Here is a 20,932-nt window from a genome sequence, read left to right on the forward strand (position 1 = left end):
CAAGATCTACTTCCGCAACGGACCGAGACGGTGTCACGCAAGGGAGTGGGCGAGTTCACGGAAGCGCCGCAGGAGCGGGTCGTTCGTGCGGCGGGTCGGCCACAGCAGGTGGAGGGCGACCTGCGGGGCGTCCCGCAGGGGCAGGTAGGTGACGCGGGCGTGGGTGTGGGCCCGGGCGGCGGAGATCGTGGTGGAGCCGATGCCGCGGCCGGCGGCGATGATGGCGAGCCATTCGTCGTAGCTGCCGCACTCGACTACCTGCGCGGGCTGCTTCTCCGGCGGCCAGTCACCCGGGCTCGTCGCTCCGCTGACGGTGTTGACGACCAGGGGGTGTGCGGGCAACTCCGACCAGTTCAGCTCAGCGCCGGCCGTGAGCGGTGACCCGGCGGGAACCGCGACCAGCCGGTCCTCTTCGAACAGCAGCATGCTGGTGATGCCGGAGGCGTGGACGTCGCCCCGTACCAATGCGGCGTCGACATCGCCCGAGTGCAGGGCGGCGACGATGTCGTCGCGCCGCAGGAGAGTCGCCCTCGCGCCGGTGGCGGTTTCAAACGCGGCCAGCAGGTCGCTGGTCCACGGATCGGGCAATGCCCACTGGAAGCCGATCCGCAGCCCCGCGTGCCCGCCTGCGGCGGCCAGGGCCGTGTCGAGGTCGCGCAGTACACCGCGCAGCCGCTCGAACAGCTCACCGCCCGTCGCGGTGAGTGCAACGCCGTGCGGTGTGCGGTCCAGCAACCGCGTCCCGACCGTCTCCTCAAGCTGCTGGACCGTGCGGGACAGCGCCGGCTGAGTGATCAGCAGCTCGCGGCTTGCTGCCGTGAACGTACGCCGTGCCGCGACCGTGACGAACGCGCGCAGATGCCGCAGCTCTACCTCCATGACCCGCAGCCTAATGGGCCCCTATGCCCAGCGCGCATGGCGGTGCAGTGACAGGCATTTCCCTCGCGCATTGCGGCTTCCTACCGTGGAAATCAAGGGATCGCCGACCGAGAGAGAACAGGATGCGGCATGACGTCATTCACCGGATGGATCGTGCGGGACACTGCGGACGGGCCGCGCGCGACGTTCGAACAGCTCGACATCGAGATGCTGGACGCTCTCGACACGAGCGTACGGGTGCACTACTCCAGCATCAACTACAAGGATGCTCTCGCTCTGCAAGGCCGGCCCGGCGTGGTTCGCCGTCACCCGCTCGTTGCCGGCATCGACGTCACCGGGGAAGTGCTTGCTTCCCGGCATCCGCGTTGGCGGGAAGGTGACACGGTCACCCTGAACGGCGCTGGGCTCGGTGAGGAATTGCACGGCGGACTTGCCGGCCTTGCCGTGGTCAATGGCGACGACCTCGTCCGAGTGCCCGACCCGTTCAGCCCGCGGCAGGCTGCGGCGATCGGCACGGCCGGGTTCACCGCGGCTCTCAGCCTCCTCGCGCTCGAACGACACGGCGCGCGCGCCGAGAACGGGCCGGTACTGGTCACCGGTGCCGGTGGCGGCGTCGGCTCGATCGCTGTCGCGTTGCTCGCCGGAGCAGGTTACGAGGTGATCGCCGCCACCGGACGTCCTGACACGCTCAGGGAACATCTCACGGCACTGGGGGCTGCCCATGTCGTCGACCGGGCGGAACTCACCTCTCCCGGCAGGCCCCTGGGCAAGCAGCGCTGGGCAGGCGCGATCGACGCGGCCGGAGGGAGTGTCCTGGCCGGCGCGCTGGCCGGGCTCCAGCACTCTGGCGTCGCCACCACCTGCGGGCTCGCCGCGGGCGCCGAGTACCCCGGCAATGTCCTGCCGTTCATTCTGCGCGGCATCTCCCTTGTCGGGATCGACTCGGTCCGTACCCCCGTCAGCCGTCGCGAGGCGGCCTGGGAGTGCCTCGTGCGCCATCTCCGCCCCGCGCTCCTGGACACCATCACCCGCATCGTCCCGCTCACGGACGCCCAGCAAGCGGCAGCCGAACTCCTCGCCGGGAACGGCACCGGCCGCATCGTGGTCGACGCGATCCGGCAGGTCTGAAAACGCAGGTAAGGGAGGAAGAAGTGAGGACCACCACCCCCAGGGAAGCAGGCGCGTTCGACGAACTCATGACGTTGCGCGACGGCCCCCGGCCGGCCGTCGGCGAGGTCACGATCACCGGGTCGGATCCGCTCTTCGCCTCACCGTTCCGGATCGGTGGGACGCTGGCCGACGCGCTGGCGGCCCGCGCGGTCGCGGCCAACGACCTGTGGGAGTTGCGCACCGGCCGCCGCCAGAGGATCACGGTCGACGTGCGTGCCGCGGCCGCGACCGCCCTCGGCGGCGAGGACATGACGCTCGTCCGTGGCGCCGACGGCGAGTACCGGCCCGCGCCGCTGTCACCCGATGTCGAGCACATGGCCTCGCTGACGCAGCCCTGGCAGACCGCCGACGACCGCTGGTTCCTGCCGCACTTCAACCTCGCGCATCTCGAACGACGGGTGCTGAGGGTGCTGTGCTGCGAACCCACGCCGGCTTCCGTCCGAGCCGCAGTCCGCAGGTGGAAGGCAGACGATCTTGAAGAGGCCGTCGCCGACGCCGAGGCTTGCGGCGGGGTGGTGCGCACGCCGGAGGAATGGCTGGCGCACCCGCACGGCCTCCATCTCGCGTCGCGCCCGGTCGTGGAGATCACCAAGATCGGCGACAGCGCCCCCGAGCCCCTGCCCGGCGGTGCTCTCGGCACCGAGCCGCTGTCCGGAGTCCGGGTGCTCGACCTGACCCGGATCCTCGCCGGCCCGACGGCCGCCATCTCTCTGGCCGAGCACGGGGCGGACGTGCTGATGGTGACCGCACCGCAGTTGCCACAGGTGCCGCCTTTTGTCCGCGATACCAGCCACGGCAAGCGCAGTACCTACCTGGATTACACCAAGACGGAGGAAGCGGCCCGGCTGCGCGCGCTGGCCGCCGACACCGACGTCTTCGTAGAGGGATATCGCCCACACCGCATGGAGGCCCACGGCTTCGGTCCCGGCGATCTCGCGGAGCTTCGCCCAGGTGTGGTGTACGTGAGCGTCAACTGCTTCGGTGCAGGGGGCCCTTTCGCGACGCGTGCGGGCTGGGACCAGGTCGCCCAGGCTGTCACCGGAGTGTGCACCGTCCAGGGGGATGCGGCGAACGGCGGCCGGCCGCAGCTGACGCCGGTGTACCTCTGCGACTTCCTCACCGGTTTCCTGGGCGGTTACGGTGCCCTGCTCGCGCTCGCCCGGCGCGCACGCGAGGGCGGGTCGTACCACGTGCAGGTTTCTCTCTGCCAGTCCGCGACGCTCCTGCAACGCCAGGGCCTGGTCCACGACTTCACCGAGGCCCCGGGCCGCCTGACCGCCACCGAGTTCGAGCGCTACGCCGTAACCGACGAGGGCTCCGTCTACGGCGATCTCAAGAGTCTCGGTCCCGTCATCCGGATGAGCGAAACCGCGCCACGCTGGTCGAAGCCCACCCCTCGGCTCGGCAGCTCCCGCCCCGAGTGGCTGCCACGCTGACAACGGGAAAAGCACACCGTCGGCCCGGGCGAGCAGCGGGTGCTCGCGCACCCGACCCGACCGCTTCGGCGGCGACGAAGCGTACTCCTCAGCCGCAACAGCAGAAGCGCCGTGACTCCTCGGCCGCCCCTACGTACACCGCGGCATCCACGCGCACCAGCGCCGCCGAACGCAGCAGCGAGGCCCGGCCGGCGGCCCGCTCACGCACCACCATCAGCGTGCGGGGGCCGTCGATGACCGCCCGTGCCTCCAGAGCCGGGTGGGCCAGCTGCCGGATGCGGTCCTCGCTGTCAGAACGAGTCGTCCGCAGGCGGAGGCAGCGTGCGCAAGTACACCGCCGGCGCTACGGCGGGGTCGTGCTGTGGGTCAGGAACGGGATCGGTCATCCGGGCGCCCGCGGCCGGGCGTCCGGATGACCAGGTGCGCGGTCTTGGGCCACCTTCCGGTGGCCCCGCCTGCTCACCGATGGTGGGTCGTCAGCAGGTGCGGCCGGTGTAGTGCGCGCCCTGGACCTTCTCGGCCGAGCCCAGCCAGGTCTTGCCGGGGCCGACGCAGCGCTCGTAGTCGGGACCGAGAGCGACCCTGACCTTGATGACGACGCGGGAGCCGTCTGCGGTGCAGTGGTTGTAGTAGGCGTCGGAGCTGGTCTCGTAGAAGCCGCACGGGGCGGCGGCCGCGGGGGTCGCGGTGACGGTCACCGCGCCCAGGGAGGTGAGGGCGAGGGCGGTGGAGGCGAGGGCGGTGGTCGCCAGGCGTCGGATATGCACGAAGGCTCCTTGATCAGGGTCAGGGGTCGGGGCTGCGTCGCAGGCGTCGGTTCGCGGAGCAGGGCTTCACGGGACGCCAGCCTTGAGGGTCCCAACGCCGCCCCGGGCCACCGGCACAAACGGTGCGCGTTCACCCGGAAGATTCCCCTCTTCGACAACCGATCAGATGGATCACCTCCGATCACCGTCGGGCTCGGATCGCGGGCCGGTTCCGCGGCCGGCGTCCAGGCGGTGGTGTTACCGGCGCCGCAGGCCGAACCGCCGGGGGGTCTTCCTGGTCTCGGCCTCCGCCGCCGTGCGGGCGGTTGCGTCCGCGGCGTCCTGCGCCGCCTCGGCCGCCGCCTGCTCTGCCTTCGCGCGGTCGAGGTCATGCTGGTCCTCACGCCCCGGCCGCTGCCGCTGGTCCGCTGGTCCGCTGGTGGCAGCAACCGTTTGCTCGCAGGTGCAGGCACATCCCCCACCCAGCCACGCGCCACCGGAGCGCACCGGACGCTGTCCAGCCATCCCTACGACACCGGCGTAACCCGGACCTCTCCGCCGGGCGGCTGATTCCCCACCAGTTGGCTGCCCGCCGTCCACCGCAGCGGCCGGCGCGGACGAACGGGTGCGGGCGCAACACGTCAGGGGTGTGGGCGGTGCGCGAGCCAGTCTTGAAGTTCACGGTGGCGGAACTGGTAGGCGGGACCGTTGTAGCGGAGGAGGCCGGCGGTGACCGCCCAGTCGAGGAAGGGGCCGAGCCGGAAAGGGAGCTTGCCTCGCGAGCACAGCAGGAACACTCCGTACCGCCTCGCTGCCCTCGCAAGTCCGGCCAAAAGCCCGGCCGCGATGCCGGCCACGAGACCGACGACAGCCACGTCCTGGGAAGAGACCATGAGGGCGGTGGGTGTGCGATCGCCGTGAGACCTGCCCCAGACAAGGGCTACGGACATGAGCGTGACCATGATGCAGGCCACGCATCCGGTCAGGGGCCCAATCGCCATGCCGTAGACCATGTCGTCACGGATGATGGCCCGAGGGTTGGCCACTGTGGTGGGTTCGCCTCTGAGGCCGCGCACGACACCCCCTGCGAGTCCCCCCGTGACCCCGATGATGAGCCAGGCAATTCCGTCCATGATGCCCCCCAGCTCATCCACCCGATCTCCCGTGAGCCAGCTGTAGACGACGACGGCAGCCCCGGCCCCCGACCAGACCGTGAACCAGGTCTTGTATCCGGTTCTGAACCCGCCTGCCAGCCCGCCCATGAGCCCACCGACGAGGCCGACCAGGAACCCGGCGCCGCTGCCGACCATGAGGTCGGCCGTGAAGTCTGCGAAGTAGACGAACCCATACATGGATCCGACCGCGAACCCGATCGGGAACCAGGCCATGAACCCGGTCGAGATTCTGGCCAGGAACCCGGGTGGGATCGTTTTCAGGGAACTCAGGCGACTTGGCTTGGGCGTAGGGCGGTAGGCCAGGATGCCAACGAATAGGGCTGTGAGGTACTCGGCGCCCGTAAGGCCTGCTCCCCCCGTATTGGAGGCGTCCACGACCAGCAGGAAGGGGAGCGTGATGGGGAGGGCGGTGAGAAGGAGATCAACTGCGCGAACGCGGAGCGTGCCGGCGAGGGGCCAGAGCTGGTGGAGTGCGATGTCGGTGGAGGGGGTGCCCGTTGCGGCGCCGTCGAGGTGGCCGGTGAGGTGGTGGAGCCAGCGGTGGATGTCCTCGGGTTTGTAGTGGCGGGGGTTGGGGGTGTTGGCTGTGGCGGCCGGGAGGTAGCGGGCGAGGAGATGCCGGTCGAGGTCGTCTCCGGTGTGGTGCCCGAGGAGTTCTGAGGGGTCGCCGTCACGGTGGTAGACGGTCGCGGTCAGACAGAGTCGCCAGGGCGTGGACAGGATGGCGGCCAGCGGGCTGTGCGGGTGGCCGCGGAGGTGCTCGATGAGGGGTTGCCAGCGGGAGGCGTCGCGGGCCCGGTCGCGAAGGTAGCTGATGGCGCGGCTGGCGCTGACGGGGTCGATGGTGATGCGGGCGGCATCCATCAGCCTGCTCGCTGGTGCGAGAGCGTCATAGTGTGCGGTGCGGCAGGTCAGGACGAGCGGGCCGGCGTCCCGGCCGTTCTGGTAGGCGTTGAGCGCCTCCAACGCGGCACGGGCACGGGGGGCTTCGGGATCCGGGGCGCCGTCCGGGCGCAGCGGGTCCATCTCGTCCAATCCATCGAGGACCGGAAGTACCAGGCCGTGGTCGACAAGGTCTGCGGCCATGGCGGAGGGCCAGCCGTAGGTTTCGGCAAGTTGCTGTGCCAGCAGGGTGGCGAGGGGCTGATCGGTGTCCCACTGGGCGAGGGAAACCCGTACCGGAACGGGGTCGTCATCGGCCCGGCTATCGATGAGGGCGAGTATGAGTTCCAGAGCCAGTACGGTCTTCCCGGCCCCGGCCTCCCCGGTGATGACCAGTCGATGGGGATGGGTGGAGCGGTAGTAGTCCAGTACGTCGGGCAGAGCGGCGGGGCCGTCGGTGAAGGTCCGCCCGGCTGACGGCGCAATGGCGGCCCGCTCGGACACGGAGCACAGGGCATAGGTGAGATTGATGCGCTGGATGTCGGCCCCGAGTAGCTGCCGCCACACCCTGCCTTCACTGCCCGTGACCTGCCGGGCGAGTTTCCCGGCGCGGCTGCGCGCGAGCTCGGCGGCATCGCCCTCGAACGGCTTGCGCAGCGCCACGACAGCGATCACGAGCCCGATGACAGCGACGGGGAGGCCGAGGAGGGTCGTAGTGTCCGCGGAATCCAGTTCGCCGTCGTTGACGATGTGCCACACCGCGAAGACCACGCTGGCAACGATCGACACGGCACACACCGCACGCACAACCTGCCACTCACGCCGATATCGACGCTCCCTTAAACCCACCATCCCCCGATCATGACGCCCTACCAGCAACCAGCAGTACCCGTTCGGCACACTTGTGACGTAGTCGTGTACCGGACACGCACAGTGCGCTTCCCCTGCGGTCGACTGGTACAAAACCGGGCGAAACTCTCGAAGCGATCGCCGCCCGCGATGCCGACTAACTCGAATGCCTCGTACAGGCAGTGGAGTACCGCGAGCAGGGCTACAGCCTCACCCAGAACTGGATCGACACCAGCCGCACGTCACTGAAGACACCGTCGGCGAAGGCCCTCGCCGAAGCCGCGTTGAGCATTGCCCTTGCTGAAATGGCAGCACAACTTCCTGCGGTAGCCGGACGGCTGGTATGAGGCTGCCCTGCTTCCGGCACCACGCCCTCCAGCCGCCGGAGTGGTCGTAGCCAACACCCCCTTGGGACCTCTCTGGGACTTTTCTGGGACTTTCGGCCAGACCGCGGGCGTCGGAAGAACGCCGCAAACTCACCATCCACCATCAACGCAAACGCCGGGCAGCTTGAGTCGGGGCGGTAACCGGGGGCTTCCGGTGTCCGCCCCTACCCGTCGCCGGCCCCTGGTCAGGCGTCCCAGGTGACCGGGAGGCTCTTGACCCCGTAGACGTCCGCTATCTCGGGGCGCAGGCCGACCTCTTCGGCCGGTACGGCCAGGCGCAGCGTGGGGAAGCGGGTGACCAGTGCGGTGAACGCGACCTGCATCTCGACACGGGCCAGTTGCTGTCCCAGGCACTGGTGGATGCCGTGGCCGAACGCCAGGTGCCCGCCGTTCTTCCGCCGGATGTCGAGCACGTGGGGGTCGGCGAAGCGCTCGGGGTCGCGGTTGGCGGTGTTGTACGACAGGATCACGGTCGTACCGGCCTCGATGGTCTGGCCGCCCAGTTCCACGTCCTCCAATGCCACCCGCATGAACGTCTTCGCGACGCTCAGGTACCGCAGCAGCTCCTCCACGGCCCGGTCGGCGAGCGCGGGATCGGCGCGCAGCGCGGCCAGTTGGGCCGGGTTGCGCAACAGTGCGAAGGTGCCCAGCGCGAGCATGTTGGCGGTGGTGTCCAGCCCCGCCGCCAGCAGGATCAGGCTGATCCCCCGCAGTTCCTCATCGGTCAGATCGCTGTCGGTGAGGTCGCTGAGGACGTCGTCGGTGGGGTTCGCGCGCTTGGCGGCCACCAGTTCCCCGAGGTACGTCTGGGTCGCGGTGTAGGCCGCTATCAGCTCCTCGTCGCTCGCCTCCCCGCTCATGAACGATTCGACCTGCTGTTGGAAGGAGCCCCGGTCCTCGTACGGTACTCCCAGCAGTTCGCAGATCACGATGGCGGGGATCGGCTTGGCGAACGCGGTCACCAGGTCCGCCGGCGGCCCGGTCTTCTCCATGGCGTCCAGGCAGTCGGTGGTGATCTGCTCGACGCGCTCGGTGAGCAGTCGCATCCGCCGTACGGTGAACTTGCCCGCCAGCGGCTTGCGGTAGCGCCGGTGCTGCGGGTCGTCCATGAGGAGGAACTCGCCGGGCGGCGCCGGAGGGACCTCGATGTCGCCGTAGTCGATGGTCGGGTGGTGGCGCATGAGTTCTTTGCGCGAGCTGAACCGCGGGTCGGCCAGGACCGAGCGGACCAGGTCGTATCCGGTGACCAGCCAGCCGGGCCTGCCGCCGGGGAAGGTGTAGCGGCTGATGGGGCCGTGCCGGCGGGCGTCGATCAGCTCGGCCGGCGGGTCGAAGGGACAGCCGGGCCGGCGTGTCGTCGGCAGCGTCGTGACAGTGTGCAGGGATTCCCCCATGGCCCATCCTCATTTCGCGATAGTGCGCGTTTTTGCGCTTAACGAAAGCTACGTTGCGTTCGGAGTGCCGTCAATCAAGCAATAGGCATAACCCCAGGTATGCGGCGGTAAATTGATGCAATGACGCTGGGCTCTAACGCAACGCGGCGTTGCAATGAGGGGAGGCGAAGGCAATACTGTCGACATGCCAGGAGGACGATTGCCCCAGCAGGAGCGCCAGCGCATCGCCGCCGGACTCGCCGACCGGCTCTCCTACGCCGAGATCGCCAGGCGGCTCGACCGGCCGACCTCGACGATCAGCCGTGAGGTCGGGCGCAACGGCGGCCCCGGCGGCTACCGGCCCCAGCAGGCACACCGGGCGACGACCGAGCGGGCGCGGCGTCGTACGCCGGCGCCCCCGCGCACGACCGGAGCGCCGGGTGGCACGGCGGAAGAGGGGATCATCGAGTTGGCGGTCAGGACGGGGCTGCCGAGGACGACGGCGCGCGTGCACGTCGACCTGTTGCTGTCCGAGGACGGCAGGCGCACCGCGGCCGAGCTGACCCGCAGGCTGGAGGTCAGCCCGGCCTCCGTCTCCGTGGCCGTGAACTACCTGGTCCAGCACGGCTATGTCCGGCGCGAGCGCGACCCGCGGCGGCGCCACGACATCTACGTGGTCGACGACGACGCCTGGTACCACGCGATCGTGCTCAGTGCGCGGCAGACCCTCGCGTCGGCGCGGGCCGCGATGGGGGCGGCGGAGGCGCTGGGGCTCGACAGTCCCGCGGGGCGGCGGCTGGCCAAGGCGGGGACGTTCCTGGAGCGGGTCGTCGTGGACATGACGGACTCGGCCGACCGCTGGCGCACCCTCCTGGCGTGAGCCGGCGGCTGCCCCCTAATTGACCCCGGCGAGAAGCTCGCTGAACAGCTTGTTGGCCGTGGGGGACGCGACTTGGCGCGCCAGCTCCGCGCGGGCGATCTGCTTGCGGAACTCCCCTTCGTACGAGGCGTCGCCGGCGTTGTGCATCAACTCGGTGATCCATGCCGCGAATGCCTGGTAGTTCCAGAGGTGACGCAGGCAGGTGTCCGAGTAGCCGTCGAGCAGACTCACGTCGCCTTCCCGGTGCCGGTGGATGATCGCACGGGCGAGGATTTCGGCGTCGTGGAGGGCGAGGTTGAGTCCCTTCGCGCTCATCGGAGGGACGATGTGTGCCGCGTCCCCGAGCAGGTACAGCCTGCCATAACGCATGGGGCTGTACACCACGCACCGAAGAGGCACGATCCGCTTGTCGATGATTCGGCCGGTCGCCACGGGGGCGACGAAACGGGCTTCCATTTCCTTCCAGATGCGCTCGTCCGGCCAATTCGAGGGGGTGTCGTGGGCCGGGCACTGGAGGTAGAGACGGCTGGTGTGCGCGCCGCGAGGGAGCATTCCGGCGAGGCCGCGGGAGTGTATGGCGATGCCCAGGGGATGCGCCGGCACCTCGGCCAGGACGCTGAGCCAGGAATACCCGTACTCGTGGGAGTGCCGCGTGAGGGCGCCGGCGGGGACGGACTCCCGGCTGACGCCGCGGTAGCCGTCGCAGCCGGCGATGAAGTCGCAGGTGACGACCCGTGCCGTGTCGGTGGTGTCCCGGTAGCGTACGCGGGGAAGCTCGCCGTCGAGGCCTTCCGGGGAAACGTCGGCGGCCTCGAAGCGAAGGTCGCCGCCGCCGCGCAGGAAAACCTCCGTGAGGTTACGGACGAGGACCTGCTGAGGGCAGAAAAGGGTGTCGCGGCTGATGTCCTTGTCGTACGCCAGCGGGAGTTCTTCTCCGTCGATCCAGTAGCCGTTCCCGGCCTCCGGAATGGGGTCGCCCTCCAGCACCCCTTCGAGCCCCCACTCGCGGAACATGCGCACCCCGCGGCTGTCGATGGACCCGGCCCGTTGCCGCTGCTCGACGTATTCCCTGGTGTGCTTTTCGAGAATGACGCACTCGATGCCGTTGCGCAGCAGGAAGTTGCCGAGCACCAGTCCGGCTACTCCGGCCCCGACGATGACGACGGCGGTTTTCTCACTTGTCTCGCTCATGTATGCCACTGTGGGCTCCGGCAGCTACCGCCCCAACCGGTGAAGGGACACCGGATACTGAAAACCCGCCAACTCGGTGGCGCGGGGTCCGTACGGCTACCCCAGGTCCTCGCGCAGACCTGCTTGGTAGCGGCCCGGGGTCTGGCCGACCAGCTCGGTGAACGCGTCGATGAAGCTGGAGGGGTTGGACCACCCGCAGTCCATCGCGGTCTCGGTGACGGAGCGGCCGCCGGTGAGATGGACCAAGGCATGGTGGACGCGCAGGATGGTGCGCCAGCGGTGGAAGCTCATGCCGAGTTCGGTGTGGAACAGGCGGCTCAGCGTGCGCCCGCTCGCTCCCGCGGTCCGTCCCAGCTGGGCCAGGGTCGCGCTCCGGCCCGGGTCGGCGTGCAGGAGGTCGGTGACGGCACGCAGCCTGCCGTCGCGGGGTTCGGGCAGGTGCAGGGACTGCTCGGGGGGCTCGGCGAGTTCGTCGATCACCACCGCGAGCAGCCGTTCGCGGGCGCCGGGGCGGAAGGTCCGCCGGTCCGTCAGCGCCAGGAGGGCTTCTCGCAGGAGCGGGCTGACCGCGTACACGCTGGGGTGTGCCGCGAGTTCGCCGCACAAGTCGACCGGGACGGCGACGAGACGGACGTTGGTCCTGCCGTAGAAGCGGTGGGAGTGGGCGAACCCGGGCGGCGTCCACGTCACCCGGTTGGCCGGGGCGATCCAGGTCCCGCGTTCGGTCGTGGTGGCCAGGGCTCCGGCAGCCGCGTACACCAGTTGGCCCAGGGGGTGGGAGTGGGGGTCGACGTGGTGTCCGTGCGGGAGCCAACCTCCGCCAGCAGCTGTCGTCACCGGAAGCGTCGGGGGTAAGGGGGGAGGTTGGCGGGTTTCCGGCATCGGTCGCCAGTCTAACGGTGGTTGAACCGGGTTCCCCTTTGCGTCACCAGGCGACGGGCAGCCCTTCCACACCGTAGGCGATCGCGTCGGCCCGGTACTTCACGTGTGCCGCGGGCACGGCCAGCCGCAGTCCGGGGAAGCGGCGCAGCAGTGCGAGGTAGGCGGTGCGCAGTTCCAGTCTGGCCAGGGCGGCGCCGATGCAGTGGTGGACGCCGTGGCCGAAGGCGACATGGGGCACGGGGTCGCGGATGGCGTCGAGGCGGTCGGCGTCCGGGGCGAGGGCCGGGTCCCGGTTGGCCATCGGTATCGAGCAGATCACCCGGTCCCCCGCTCTGACCAGCCGGTCTCCCAGGGTCACGTCCTCGGTCGCGATCCGTGGGGTGGCGGCGTGCACCACTGACAGGTAGCGGAGCAGCTCGTCGGTCACCCGGTCGGCCGCCGAGGCGTCCTGGCGCACCGCGGCGAGCTGCTCCGGGTGTTCCAGCAGGGCCAGGACCCCGAGGCCGATCATGCCCGCGGCGTTGTCGAGGCCGGCGGCGAACAAGTGGGCGCAGATGCCCCGCAGTTCCTCGTCGGTGAACTCGTCGCCGTGCTCGCGTACGAGGGACCCGATGAACCCTTCGTCGGGTGCTGCGCGCCGGCGACCGACCAGCGCGCCGAGGTAGCTGGTGCAGGCGTCCCTGGCGACGGCCCGCTGCTGGGGCGTGCGCTCTTCGTCCAGTTGCCACCGGATCCAGCGCAGGACGTCGTGCCGGTCGTCGCGGGGTACACCGATCAGTTCGCACAGTGCCGCTCCCGACACGGGCCAGGCGAACAGCTCCATCAGGTCGGCCGGCGGCCCGCCGTCCTCCATGTCGTCCAGGCAGCCTTCGACGGCCGTCTCGATCGCCGGCTGGAGCCGCCGCAGCCGCCGGGCCGTGAACGCGGACGTCAGCATCCCGCGCAGGCGGGTGTGTTCCGGCGGGTCGTAGGCCATGAGGTGGCCGACGACTTCGCGCGGCCTGGCGCGGTCGCTCACGCCGTCCAGGGGTCGCGGGCTGAAGCGGCCCTGGATGCCGAACCGCGTGTGGTCGCCCAGTACCCGGCGCACTTCGCGGTGCCCGGTGACCAGCCAGACGGGCGCCCCGTCGGCATCCGCGCCGGCTCCGGGGACGATCCTGTTGACGGGCCCCTGCTCGTGGAGTTCACGCACGAGGCCCCCGGGGCCGGTGCCGGCCCTGCGCGCGTGGGCGAAGGTGTGCGGTGTCTCTTCCGGCATGTCGGCTCCTCGGGTTCTCACCAGGTGACGGGCAGGGACACCAGCCCGTACTGCGGCGACTGGGAGGCCCGGAAGCGGATCTCCTCCGGTGGGACGGCCGGCCGCAGCGCGGGGAAGCGCCGCAGCAGTGCCGGATAGGCGACGCTCAGCTCCAGGGTGATCAGCTGGGCGCCGAGGCACCGGTGGATGCCGTGCCCGAAGGCCAGGTGCGGTCCGGGTTCGCGGGTGATGTCGAGCCGGTCCGGCTCGTCCCCGGTGCCGGGCACCCGGTTGGCCGCGAGCAGGGAGCAGACGACGGTCTCGCCGGCCCCGATCACCTGGTCGCCGACGGTCACTTCTTCCAGGGCGGTGCGGGGTGAGGCGGTCTGGATGACGGTGACGTAGCGCAGCAGTTCTTCCACGGCCCGCTCGATCAGCTCCGGCCGGTCCCGGAGCAGGGCCAGTTGGTCCGGGTGGTCCAGCAGCGCCGCGACGCCCAGCCCCAGCATGGAGGCGCCCTGCCCGAAGCCGTCCGCCGCGAGGGACTTGCCGAGGCCCGCCAGTTCGTCGTCGGTGACCTCCGTGCCGTGTTCGCGTACGAGCACGCCGAGCAGGTCGTCGCCGGGGCGGCGCCGGCGCTGTGCGGCCAGCTTGGTCATGTAGTCCCCGTACGCCTTGCCCGCGTGCAACTGCTGGTCGGCGGGGCGGCCTTCGTCCTGGGCGATGCCCAGGTAGTGCGCCAGTTCCGTCTGGTCGTCCCGGGGCACGCCGAGCAGTTCGCAGCTGATCAGCCCGGCGATGGGCCAGCTGAAGTGCCGCATGAGGTCGACCGGCGGGCCGGTGCTCTCCATGGTGTCCAGGCAGTCCGCCACGACCTCTTCCACACGGGGCTCCAGCCTGCGGATCCGCTGCATCGTGAACTCGGGCGTCAGCAGTTTCCGCAGGCGGGTGTGGGTGGGCGGGTCGTGCTGCAGCAGGTTGCCCGGCAGGGCCAGCTTCCGGGTGTCCTCGGCGCTGTCGGCCGGCGGCATGGTGCTGAACCGTTCCGCGTCGCTGAGCACCGCCCGGACCTCGGGGCGGCCGGTGGCGAGCCACAGGAGGCGGTGGGACGGCCCGGGGGCGACGTCCGTTTTCACCAGGGGCGTCTCCCGCGCCATCCGGACCAGTTCGGGGTCCGGGTCGAAGCGGTCGCGGCGCGAGTGCGGGGGCAGTTCCTGGGGTCGGGTCATCGGCCTGTTCCTTTCTTCTTCGCGTTCTCCTTCGGCGGCGTGCCCGGCGTGCCGGCGTCCTCCCGGAGCTTTTCGGCGAGCACGCGCCCGATGTACGCCAAGGGGGCGCCTTGCAGCAATTCGTGGTGCCGGGCGGGGACTTCGTAGGCTTCGACGCTCCCCTGGACGTAGGGCTGCCAGCTCGCCGCGGCGTCCGGCCCCGGCCGTTCCGCCCGCTCTTCCTCGGCGGCGATGAACAGCAGCAGGTCGCCCCGGTAGCGGGGCGGGGTGTGGTCCGCCGTGTAGCGGGCCAGCCGGACCACCAGGTCACCGACGGTCGCGCGGAGCTGTTCGTCGGTGACCGCGCCGCCGCCGGTCAGGAAACCTTCCTCGATCAGCGCGTCCAGCTCCCACTGCACCCGCGCCTCCCCGGGATCGTTGTTCAGGTTGGGCAAATCGTCCCCGGACGTCGGCCCGGTGCTGATGGCGACGGCGTCACTGGGGTAGGCGTCGAGCACGGCCAGGAGCGCGACGTCCTCGCCCGCGTCCGCCAGCCGTGCGGCCATCGCCTGGGCGACCGTCCCTCCGAAGGACCAGCCGAGGAGGTGGTACGGGCCGGCGGGCTGCACGGTGCGGATCTGGTCGACGTAGTCGGCCGCCATCTCGCCGATGCTCCGCGGCATCGGCTCCGTACCTGCCAGACCCCGCGCCTGCACCCCGTAGACAGGCCGGTCCTGCGGTACGTGCCGCAGCAGGCCCAGGTAGCCCCAGCTCAACCCGGAGGTGGGGTGGACGCAGAACAGCGGGGGCCGGCTGCCCGCCGCACGCAACGGCAGGAGCACGCCCAGGTCGTCGTGGTCACGGGCGGCCGGAGTCTTCCCCTCCGGGGCTTCCTGGCGTCCGTCCCGGACGGTGAACTCTCCCGCGGCGGTGCGTTTCGCCCGGTCGCCGGTACGCAGCATGCGCTCGCCAGGGGCGCCGAAGGGGCAGGCGACGAACCGTTCGCCGGTCGGCCCGGGGGCCGCGTGACAGCTCTGCGCCAGGGCGGCCCCCGCCACGTACACATCACCGGTGACGCCGGGCGGAACCGGCCGCAGGAGCGAGTCGAGGACGAAGGCGCGGGTGCCGGGCACCGGTGTGCCGGAGGGGAGTTCACGCGGCACGGCCGCCCCGGGGCCGGTCCGGCTCTCCAGCCACGGGCCCGCGGTGCCCGCCGCGCCGTAGCCGCTCAGGAGCGTGGCGTGCGGGTGCTGTTCGCGCCACGTGCGGACGTCCGCGCCCGCCGAGGGCCCGCCGTCCGGCACCAGCAGGGTGCCGGCGAACCGCGCGTCGGCGAGGGCGGTGAACGTCGGCAGCAGTTCCCCGGTGGTGACGGCCAGCGGCGTGCCGCCGTCGCCGGCTGCCGGCCCGCCTTCGTCCGGTGCCGTGAGCCGGATGGTCCCGCCCGCGCAGAGGGCCGCGAGCAGCGGTGCCACCAGTGCCGCGAACGGCGCGCGGGTGTCCGGCAGCGTCGTACCGCCGAGCGCGGGGATGGTGTGCCGGTAGTGGCTTACCTGGCCGACCAGGGCGCGGTGGTCGACGACCACGCCCGTCGGAGCGCCGGACGGCGCCGTGGTGTCGAGCACCAGGGCCGGGTGTGCGGGCAGCGGTGTACGGCCGGCGGTGTGGTTCGGTGCCGCGTGCCCGGCAAGGTCTTCGCCTGCCGCCGGGTCATCGAGCACCAGCTCGGCCACCGTGCTGTCGGCGGGCAGCAGCCGGGCCGTACCAGCCGGGCGGAGCAGGGCCGCCGGGCGGGTCCGCCGCACCAGGGCGCGTATCTCCGGCCGCGGACGGTCGGCGTCCTTGATGTGGCAGGCGGCGCCGGTCCCGAGCACGCCGAGCAGGGCGGCCAGCAGACCGGCCGCCGGGAAACGGGCCACCACGACCACGTCGCCCGGCCCCACCCCGTGCCTGGTCAGACGGCGGGTCAGCCGGCCTGCCGCCGCGGTGAGCCGGGCGTAGGTGAGGGTGCCGTCCCGGCCGGTGACGGCGACGGCACCGGGCGTGCGGGCCGCCCGCGCGGCCACCCGCCCGACGACGGTGCCGGGCGGGTCCTGTGCCGCGGCCGCACTGCCACGGCCCACCAGCCGCCGCGCCTCGTCCGGGCCCAGCAGTACGTCGATCCGGCTCAGGCGCAGCTCCGGGTCGGCCGTCACCTGCCCCAGGACGCGCAGCAGCCGGTCGCCGAGCGCGGTGGCGGTGGTTTCGTCGAACAGGTCGGTGGCGTAGCACAGGTGTCCTTCGAAGCCGCCGGGGCTGCCGTCGGCGCGACGGCGCCCGGTGAGACCGAGGAACAGGTCCAGGTCGGTGGTCACCCGTCCCGTGTCCAGGCGGGTGGTGCGCAGTCCGGGGAGGCTCCACTCCTCCCACGCTTCGAGGGGGTCGTCGACGATGTCCAGGCCGACCTGGAAGACGGGGTGGTACGCGGCGGAGGGCGTCAGCGCGAGTTCGTCCATCATCCGTTCGAACGGGACGTCCTGGTGCCGCCGGGCCTGTTTGTCGGTCCGCTGTACCCGGCCGAGCAGTTCCGGGAAACCGGGGTCGCCGGAGGTGTCCGTGCGCAGGACCAGCGGCCCGGCGAACGGGCCCACCAGCCCGTCCAGTCCTTCTTCGGTCCGGCGCGGCAGCCAGGAGCCGACGGGTACGTCGGTGCCCGCGCCGAGCCGGGAGAGCAGCGCCGTGAGCGCGGCGTGCACCACCAGCGGGACGGTGGCCTCGTACCGCTCGGCCAGCGACGCCAGACTGCCGTGCAGGTCCGCGTCGACGCGCAGCGGCACCCGGGCGCCGTGCCGGGACGGCAGGGCGGGCCGCGGACGGTCGGCGGGAAGTTCCAGCGGCCGGTCGACGCCGGCCAGGGCCTCCTTCCAGTACGCCAGTTGGTCGCCGACGAAGCTGCCTGCTTCCGGGGTGCCCTGGAGCAGCGTCCGCTCCCACAGGGCGTATTCGGCGAACTGGTGGTGCAGCGGGGCGCGGTCGGGTGCCCGGCCCTTGCGCCGTGCGCCGTAGGCCGCCGCCAGGTCCCGTACGAGCAGGTTCAGTGACGCTTCGTCGGCGGCGATCCTGTGCACCACGAGCAGCAGTACGTGCTCGGTGCCGGAGAGGGCGAAGAGGTACTGGGCCCAGGGCGCTTCCCTGGTGAGGTCGAAATCGTGCGCGGTGCCGGCGGCCAGCAGCTCCGGCAGCCGGGCCTCCGTGGCCGTCCTGACCACCGGGCCGGGGCGGACCGCCGCCACGTCCCGGATGTGCTGGCGCAGGTCGCCCCGCACGCCCGAGAAGGTGGTCCGCAGGATCTGGTGCCGCTCCGCGACGTCCTCCAACGCGCTGCCCAGCGCCTCCCGGTCCAGCCTGCCGTGCAGCCGGAGGGCCACCGACACCTGGTGGCCGGCACCGTCGTCGTCCAGCCGCGTCATCAGCCACGTCCGCAGCTGGGCGGCGGTGGCGGGCGCCTCGTCGCCGTAGACGGCCGGTACCAGCGCAGGGCGGGCCTTGGCCGCCAGGGTCCGGGCCATACCGACCGGTGAGGAGGCGCCGAAGAGCTGCCGCAGGGTCAGTTCGGCGTCGAACTCCTCACGGATGCGCCCGAGGAGGCGCATCGCCAGCCCGGAGGTTCCGCCCAGCCGGAAGAAGTCGTCGTCGGCGCCCACCCGCTCAAGGCCGAGCACCTCGGCGAACAGGGCGCACAGCGTCTGCTCCGTCTCGTTGGCCGGGGCCGTCGCGGAGACCCGTTCGGTGAGGTCGGCGTCGGGCAGGGCCGCGCGGTCCACCTTGCCGTTGGGTGTCAGGGGCAGTTCCGCCATCACCAGCACCGCCACCGGCACCATGGGGGCGGGCAGGACCGTGGCGGCGTGGCCGCGTACCCCCTCCGGGTCGATTTCCGGCCCGTCGGGTACGACGTAGCCGACCAGGCGGCGCTCGCCGAAGCGGTCCGCGCGGGCGGTCACCACGGCCTGGGCCACGGACGGGTGGGCGGCCAGGGCCGCTTCCACCTCGCCCGGTTCCACGCGGAACCCGCGGATCTTGACCTGGTCGTCGGCACGCCCGGCGAACAGCAGCCGGCCCTCGCTCGTACGGCGCACCAGGTCCCCGGTGCGGTACATCCGCCGGCCCGGCGCGTACGGGCAGGCCACGAAGCGCTCCGCCGTGGGGCCGGTGCGCCCCAGGTAGCCGTGTGCCAGGCCGGTGCCGGAGAGGTAGAGCTCTCCGGCGGTGCCCGGCGGGACCGGCTGGAGGAAGGCGTCCAGGACGTGGGCGCCCCGGTCGTCCAGTGGGCGGCCGAGCGGCAGTTCGGGGCCCGCCTCGGCGCCTGGCGGGAGCAGGTGCCAGGTGGCGCACAGGGTGGTCTCGGTCGGCCCGTACAGGTGGCGGACCGCGGTGTCCGGGCACGCCTGCCGTACGCGTGCCACGGCGGCGGGCGGCACCACGTCGCCGCCGGTCAGTACCTCCCGCAGGCCGGAGAAACACTCCGGTGCCTGCTCCGCCACCACGCGGAACGCGCCGGCGGTCAGGTGCAGGGCCGTGACCCCTCGGGCCACCGCCGCGCGGATCTCCTCGGTGCCCACCACGCCGGGCGGCGCCACCACGACGCGGGCGCCCGCCGCCAGCGGCGCCCACACCTCGAACAGCGAGGCGTCGAAGGCGTGCGGGGCGTGCATCAGGACCGCGTCGTGCGCACCGAGGGACCAGCCGCGCTCCCCCACCAGAGCGGCCACGCCGCCGTGCGGCACGGCCACGCCCTTGGGTGTGCCCGTCGATCCCGAGGTGTACATGACGTAGGCGAGGTCGTCCGCTCCCACGGGGGCGGGGCGGCGGTCCGCGGGGGAAGCGGCCACTGCCTCGGACACCCGCGGGTCGTCCAGCGCCACGGTCCGCGCCGCCGCGTCCGCCGGCAGTACGGTGCCGGTCGCCGACGTGCACACCACCGCGGCCGGTGCGCAGTCGGCCAGCATGAGCGCCATCCGCTCCGGCGGGTAGCCGGCGTCCAACGGCACGTACGCGGCTCCCGCGCGCCACACCGCCAGCAAGGTCATCAGCAGTTCCGCCGAGCGTTCCAGCACCACGGCCACCCGGTCGCCGCGTCCGATCCCCGACTCTTCGAGGTAGGCAGCCAGCCGGCCCGACCGCTCCCACAACCGCTCGTACGTCAGCTCGCCCCGGTCGTCGGTCACGGCCACCGCGCCGGGGTTGCGGGCGGCCTGGGCCGCCACCTGTTCCGCTACCGGGGGCCGGGGCGCGTGCGCCGCCGCTCCGTGCGCCTCCCGCACCGCCGCCCGGCGCTCCCCGGCGTCCAGTACGGTGATCCGGCCGACGGGCGCCGCCGGGTCCGCGGTCACCTGCTCCAGCACCCGGACCACCCGCTCCCCGATGCGCCGGGCCTCCTGACGGCTGATCAGGTCGGGCCGGAAGGACAGCCGCATGCTCATGCGGGCCCCGGGAAACACGCCGAGGGTGAAGGGATAGTGCGCCCCGTTGCGGGACAGACCGTCGGGTTGCAGGTGCAGGGCGCCCGGCCCGGGCGGTTGCGCGGGGGCGTGGGGCGCGTTCTCGTAGACCATGAGCGTGTCGAAGAGCGAGCCGGGGCCGCCGAGCGCCTGGACCTCCGGCAGCCCGAGGTGCTGGTGGGGGAGGAGGGCCGTCTGCCGCCTCTGGAGGTCTTTGAGCATCTCCAGGACCGGTTGCGTGCCGTCCAGCCGCACGCGCACGGGCAGCGTGTTGATCAGGAGCCCCACCATGCGCTCCACGTCCGGCAGTTCGGCGGGCCGGCCGGAGACGGTGGCGCCGAAGACGACGTCCGTGCGTCCCGCCAGCCGGGCCAGCACCAGCGCCCACGCGCCCTGCACCACCGTGTTGACCGTCAGGCGGTTGCGCCGGGCCAGCTCCGTGAGGCGGCGGGTGGCTTCCTCCGGGACTTCGAGCAGCACGTCCCCGGGGATCGCGGGCTCCCGGTCCGGTACGGCCGGCACCACCAGCGTCGGCTCGTCGAGTCCGGCCAGCTCCTTCCGCCACGCCTCCCGCGCCGCCTCCTTGTCCTGCCGGGCCAGCCAGTCCAGGTAATCCCGATACGACGCCGTGCGCGGCAGCGCGGAGCCGTCCGCCCCCGCCGCGTACACCTGGGCGAGTTCAGAGAGCAGCACCGGCACCGACCAGCCGTCCATGAGGATGTGGTGGCCGGTGAAGACCATCCGGTGCCGGTCCGGGCCCAGCCGGATCAGCATCAGCCGCAGCAGCGGCGCCTCCGACAGGTCGAAGCGCCGCGTCCGCTCCTCCTCCGCCAGGAGCCCGGCCCTGGCCGACGCCGCCTCCGCGTCCAGCGCCGACACGTCCGCTTCCCGCCACGGCAGCGTTACGTCCCGCGCGACGACCTGCACCGTCCGCGCCCCGCTCACCCGGCGGAAGCACGCGCGCAGCGCGGCGTGCCGGGCCAGCAGGACCTCCCACGAGGCCCGTAACCGGTCCGCGTCCAGGGGGCCGTGGACGGCGAACGCGGACTGCACGGTGTACACGTCCGGCCCTTCGTCGTCGAAGGTCGCGTGGAAGAGCAGGCCCTCCTGCAAGGGGGACAGCGGCCACACGTCCTCGACCATGGATCGGGTCATCGCATT

At 71.8% G+C, this 20,932-nt stretch carries 13 protein-coding genes; 4 read left to right on the forward strand and 9 right to left on the reverse strand.

What is annotated here, in order from left to right:
• Nucleotides 1–33: 33 nt before the first annotated feature.
• On the reverse strand, nucleotides 34–879 hold the full coding sequence (locus tag ACH4K4_RS33125) for a LysR family transcriptional regulator (protein ID WP_398172556.1): 846 nt from the start codon (nucleotides 877–879) through the stop codon (nucleotides 34–36).
• 129 nt (nucleotides 880–1,008) lie between these two features.
• On the opposite strand from ACH4K4_RS33125, the gene ACH4K4_RS33130 reads away from it, so the two are divergent.
• Together ACH4K4_RS33130 and ACH4K4_RS33135 are read left to right on the forward strand one after the other, a co-directional pair.
• Complete coding sequence (locus ACH4K4_RS33130; protein WP_398172558.1) at nucleotides 1,009–2,007, forward strand: MDR family oxidoreductase; 999 nt, start codon at nucleotides 1,009–1,011, stop codon at nucleotides 2,005–2,007.
• A 23-nt stretch (nucleotides 2,008–2,030) separates the two neighbouring features.
• On the forward strand, nucleotides 2,031–3,485 hold the full coding sequence (locus ACH4K4_RS33135) for a CoA transferase (RefSeq protein ID WP_398172560.1): 1,455 nt from the start codon (nucleotides 2,031–2,033) through the stop codon (nucleotides 3,483–3,485).
• 476 nt (nucleotides 3,486–3,961) lie between these two features.
• On the opposite strand, the gene ACH4K4_RS33140 is transcribed toward ACH4K4_RS33135, so the two are convergent.
• Nucleotides 3,962–4,252, reverse strand: coding sequence for a DUF6355 family natural product biosynthesis protein (locus ACH4K4_RS33140; RefSeq protein ID WP_398172562.1), 291 nt, complete (start codon nucleotides 4,250–4,252; stop codon nucleotides 3,962–3,964).
• A 620-nt stretch (nucleotides 4,253–4,872) separates the two neighbouring features.
• Nucleotides 4,873–7,077, reverse strand: coding sequence for an NACHT domain-containing protein (locus ACH4K4_RS33145; protein ID WP_398172564.1), 2,205 nt, complete (start codon nucleotides 7,075–7,077; stop codon nucleotides 4,873–4,875).
• Nucleotides 7,078–7,319: 242 nt separating this feature from the next.
• Between ACH4K4_RS33145 and ACH4K4_RS33150 the strand changes: the two genes are divergently transcribed.
• The gene (locus ACH4K4_RS33150; protein WP_398172566.1) at nucleotides 7,320–7,484 is read left to right on the forward strand and encodes a hypothetical protein; all 165 of its coding nucleotides are present in this window, start codon (nucleotides 7,320–7,322) and stop codon (nucleotides 7,482–7,484) included.
• Nucleotides 7,485–7,708: 224 nt separating this feature from the next.
• Here ACH4K4_RS33150 and ACH4K4_RS33155 read toward each other — a convergent pair whose 3' ends face one another.
• Nucleotides 7,709–8,917, reverse strand: coding sequence for a cytochrome P450 (locus ACH4K4_RS33155; protein WP_398172568.1), 1,209 nt, complete (start codon nucleotides 8,915–8,917; stop codon nucleotides 7,709–7,711).
• A gap of 184 nt (nucleotides 8,918–9,101) precedes the next feature.
• Between ACH4K4_RS33155 and ACH4K4_RS33160 the strand changes: the two genes are divergently transcribed.
• Nucleotides 9,102–9,776: a MarR family transcriptional regulator gene (locus ACH4K4_RS33160; protein ID WP_398172570.1), complete on the forward strand. Its 675-nt coding sequence runs from the start codon at nucleotides 9,102–9,104 to the stop codon at nucleotides 9,774–9,776.
• Between the two features lie 15 nt (nucleotides 9,777–9,791).
• On the opposite strand, the gene ACH4K4_RS33165 is transcribed toward ACH4K4_RS33160, so the two are convergent.
• The 5 genes from ACH4K4_RS33165 to ACH4K4_RS33185 all read right to left on the reverse strand — a co-directional run bounded on the left by ACH4K4_RS33165 (nucleotide 9,792) and on the right by ACH4K4_RS33185 (nucleotide 20,926).
• The gene (locus tag ACH4K4_RS33165; protein WP_398172572.1) at nucleotides 9,792–10,967 is read right to left on the reverse strand and encodes a 4-hydroxybenzoate 3-monooxygenase; all 1,176 of its coding nucleotides are present in this window, start codon (nucleotides 10,965–10,967) and stop codon (nucleotides 9,792–9,794) included.
• A gap of 96 nt (nucleotides 10,968–11,063) precedes the next feature.
• Entirely contained in the window at nucleotides 11,064–11,849 is a 786-nt protein-coding gene (locus ACH4K4_RS33170) for an AraC family transcriptional regulator (protein ID WP_398172574.1), read from the reverse strand.
• A 43-nt stretch (nucleotides 11,850–11,892) separates the two neighbouring features.
• Complete coding sequence (locus ACH4K4_RS33175) at nucleotides 11,893–13,107, reverse strand: cytochrome P450 (RefSeq protein ID WP_398172576.1); 1,215 nt, start codon at nucleotides 13,105–13,107, stop codon at nucleotides 11,893–11,895.
• 17 nt (nucleotides 13,108–13,124) lie between these two features.
• Nucleotides 13,125–14,315 carry a cytochrome P450 gene (locus ACH4K4_RS33180; protein ID WP_398172578.1) on the reverse strand — a complete coding sequence of 397 codons (1,191 nt, stop codon included), beginning with the start codon at nucleotides 14,313–14,315 and terminating at the stop codon, nucleotides 13,125–13,127.
• Nucleotides 14,312–20,926, reverse strand: a complete 6,615-nt coding sequence (locus ACH4K4_RS33185; protein ID WP_398172580.1) for an amino acid adenylation domain-containing protein — start codon at nucleotides 20,924–20,926, stop codon at nucleotides 14,312–14,314. Before ACH4K4_RS33185 ends, ACH4K4_RS33180 begins: the two co-directional genes overlap by 4 nt.
• Between the last annotated feature and the right edge of the window lie 6 nt (nucleotides 20,927–20,932).

Source organism: Streptomyces sp. NPDC017529 (genome assembly GCF_044329785.1).
Classification (GTDB): Bacteria; Actinomycetota; Actinomycetes; order Streptomycetales; family Streptomycetaceae; genus Streptomyces.

Coding starts and splice junctions, on each gene's coding strand:
- ACH4K4_RS33170 (WP_398172574.1), bottom strand. CDS start 11,849: ATGCCGGAAACCCGCCAACCTCCCCCCTTACCCCCGACGCTTCCGGTG.
- ACH4K4_RS33180 (WP_398172578.1), bottom strand. CDS start 14,315: ATGACCCGACCCCAGGAACTGCCCCCGCACTCGCGCCGCGACCGCTTC.
- ACH4K4_RS33185 (WP_398172580.1), bottom strand. CDS start 20,926: ATGACCCGATCCATGGTCGAGGACGTGTGGCCGCTGTCCCCCTTGCAG.
- ACH4K4_RS33130 (WP_398172558.1), top strand. CDS start 1,009: ATGACGTCATTCACCGGATGGATCGTGCGGGACACTGCGGACGGGCCG.
- ACH4K4_RS33155 (WP_398172568.1), bottom strand. CDS start 8,917: ATGGGGGAATCCCTGCACACTGTCACGACGCTGCCGACGACACGCCGG.
- ACH4K4_RS33175 (WP_398172576.1), bottom strand. CDS start 13,107: ATGCCGGAAGAGACACCGCACACCTTCGCCCACGCGCGCAGGGCCGGC.
- ACH4K4_RS33125 (WP_398172556.1), bottom strand. CDS start 879: ATGGAGGTAGAGCTGCGGCATCTGCGCGCGTTCGTCACGGTCGCGGCA.
- ACH4K4_RS33165 (WP_398172572.1), bottom strand. CDS start 10,967: ATGAGCGAGACAAGTGAGAAAACCGCCGTCGTCATCGTCGGGGCCGGA.
- ACH4K4_RS33160 (WP_398172570.1), top strand. CDS start 9,102: ATGCCAGGAGGACGATTGCCCCAGCAGGAGCGCCAGCGCATCGCCGCC.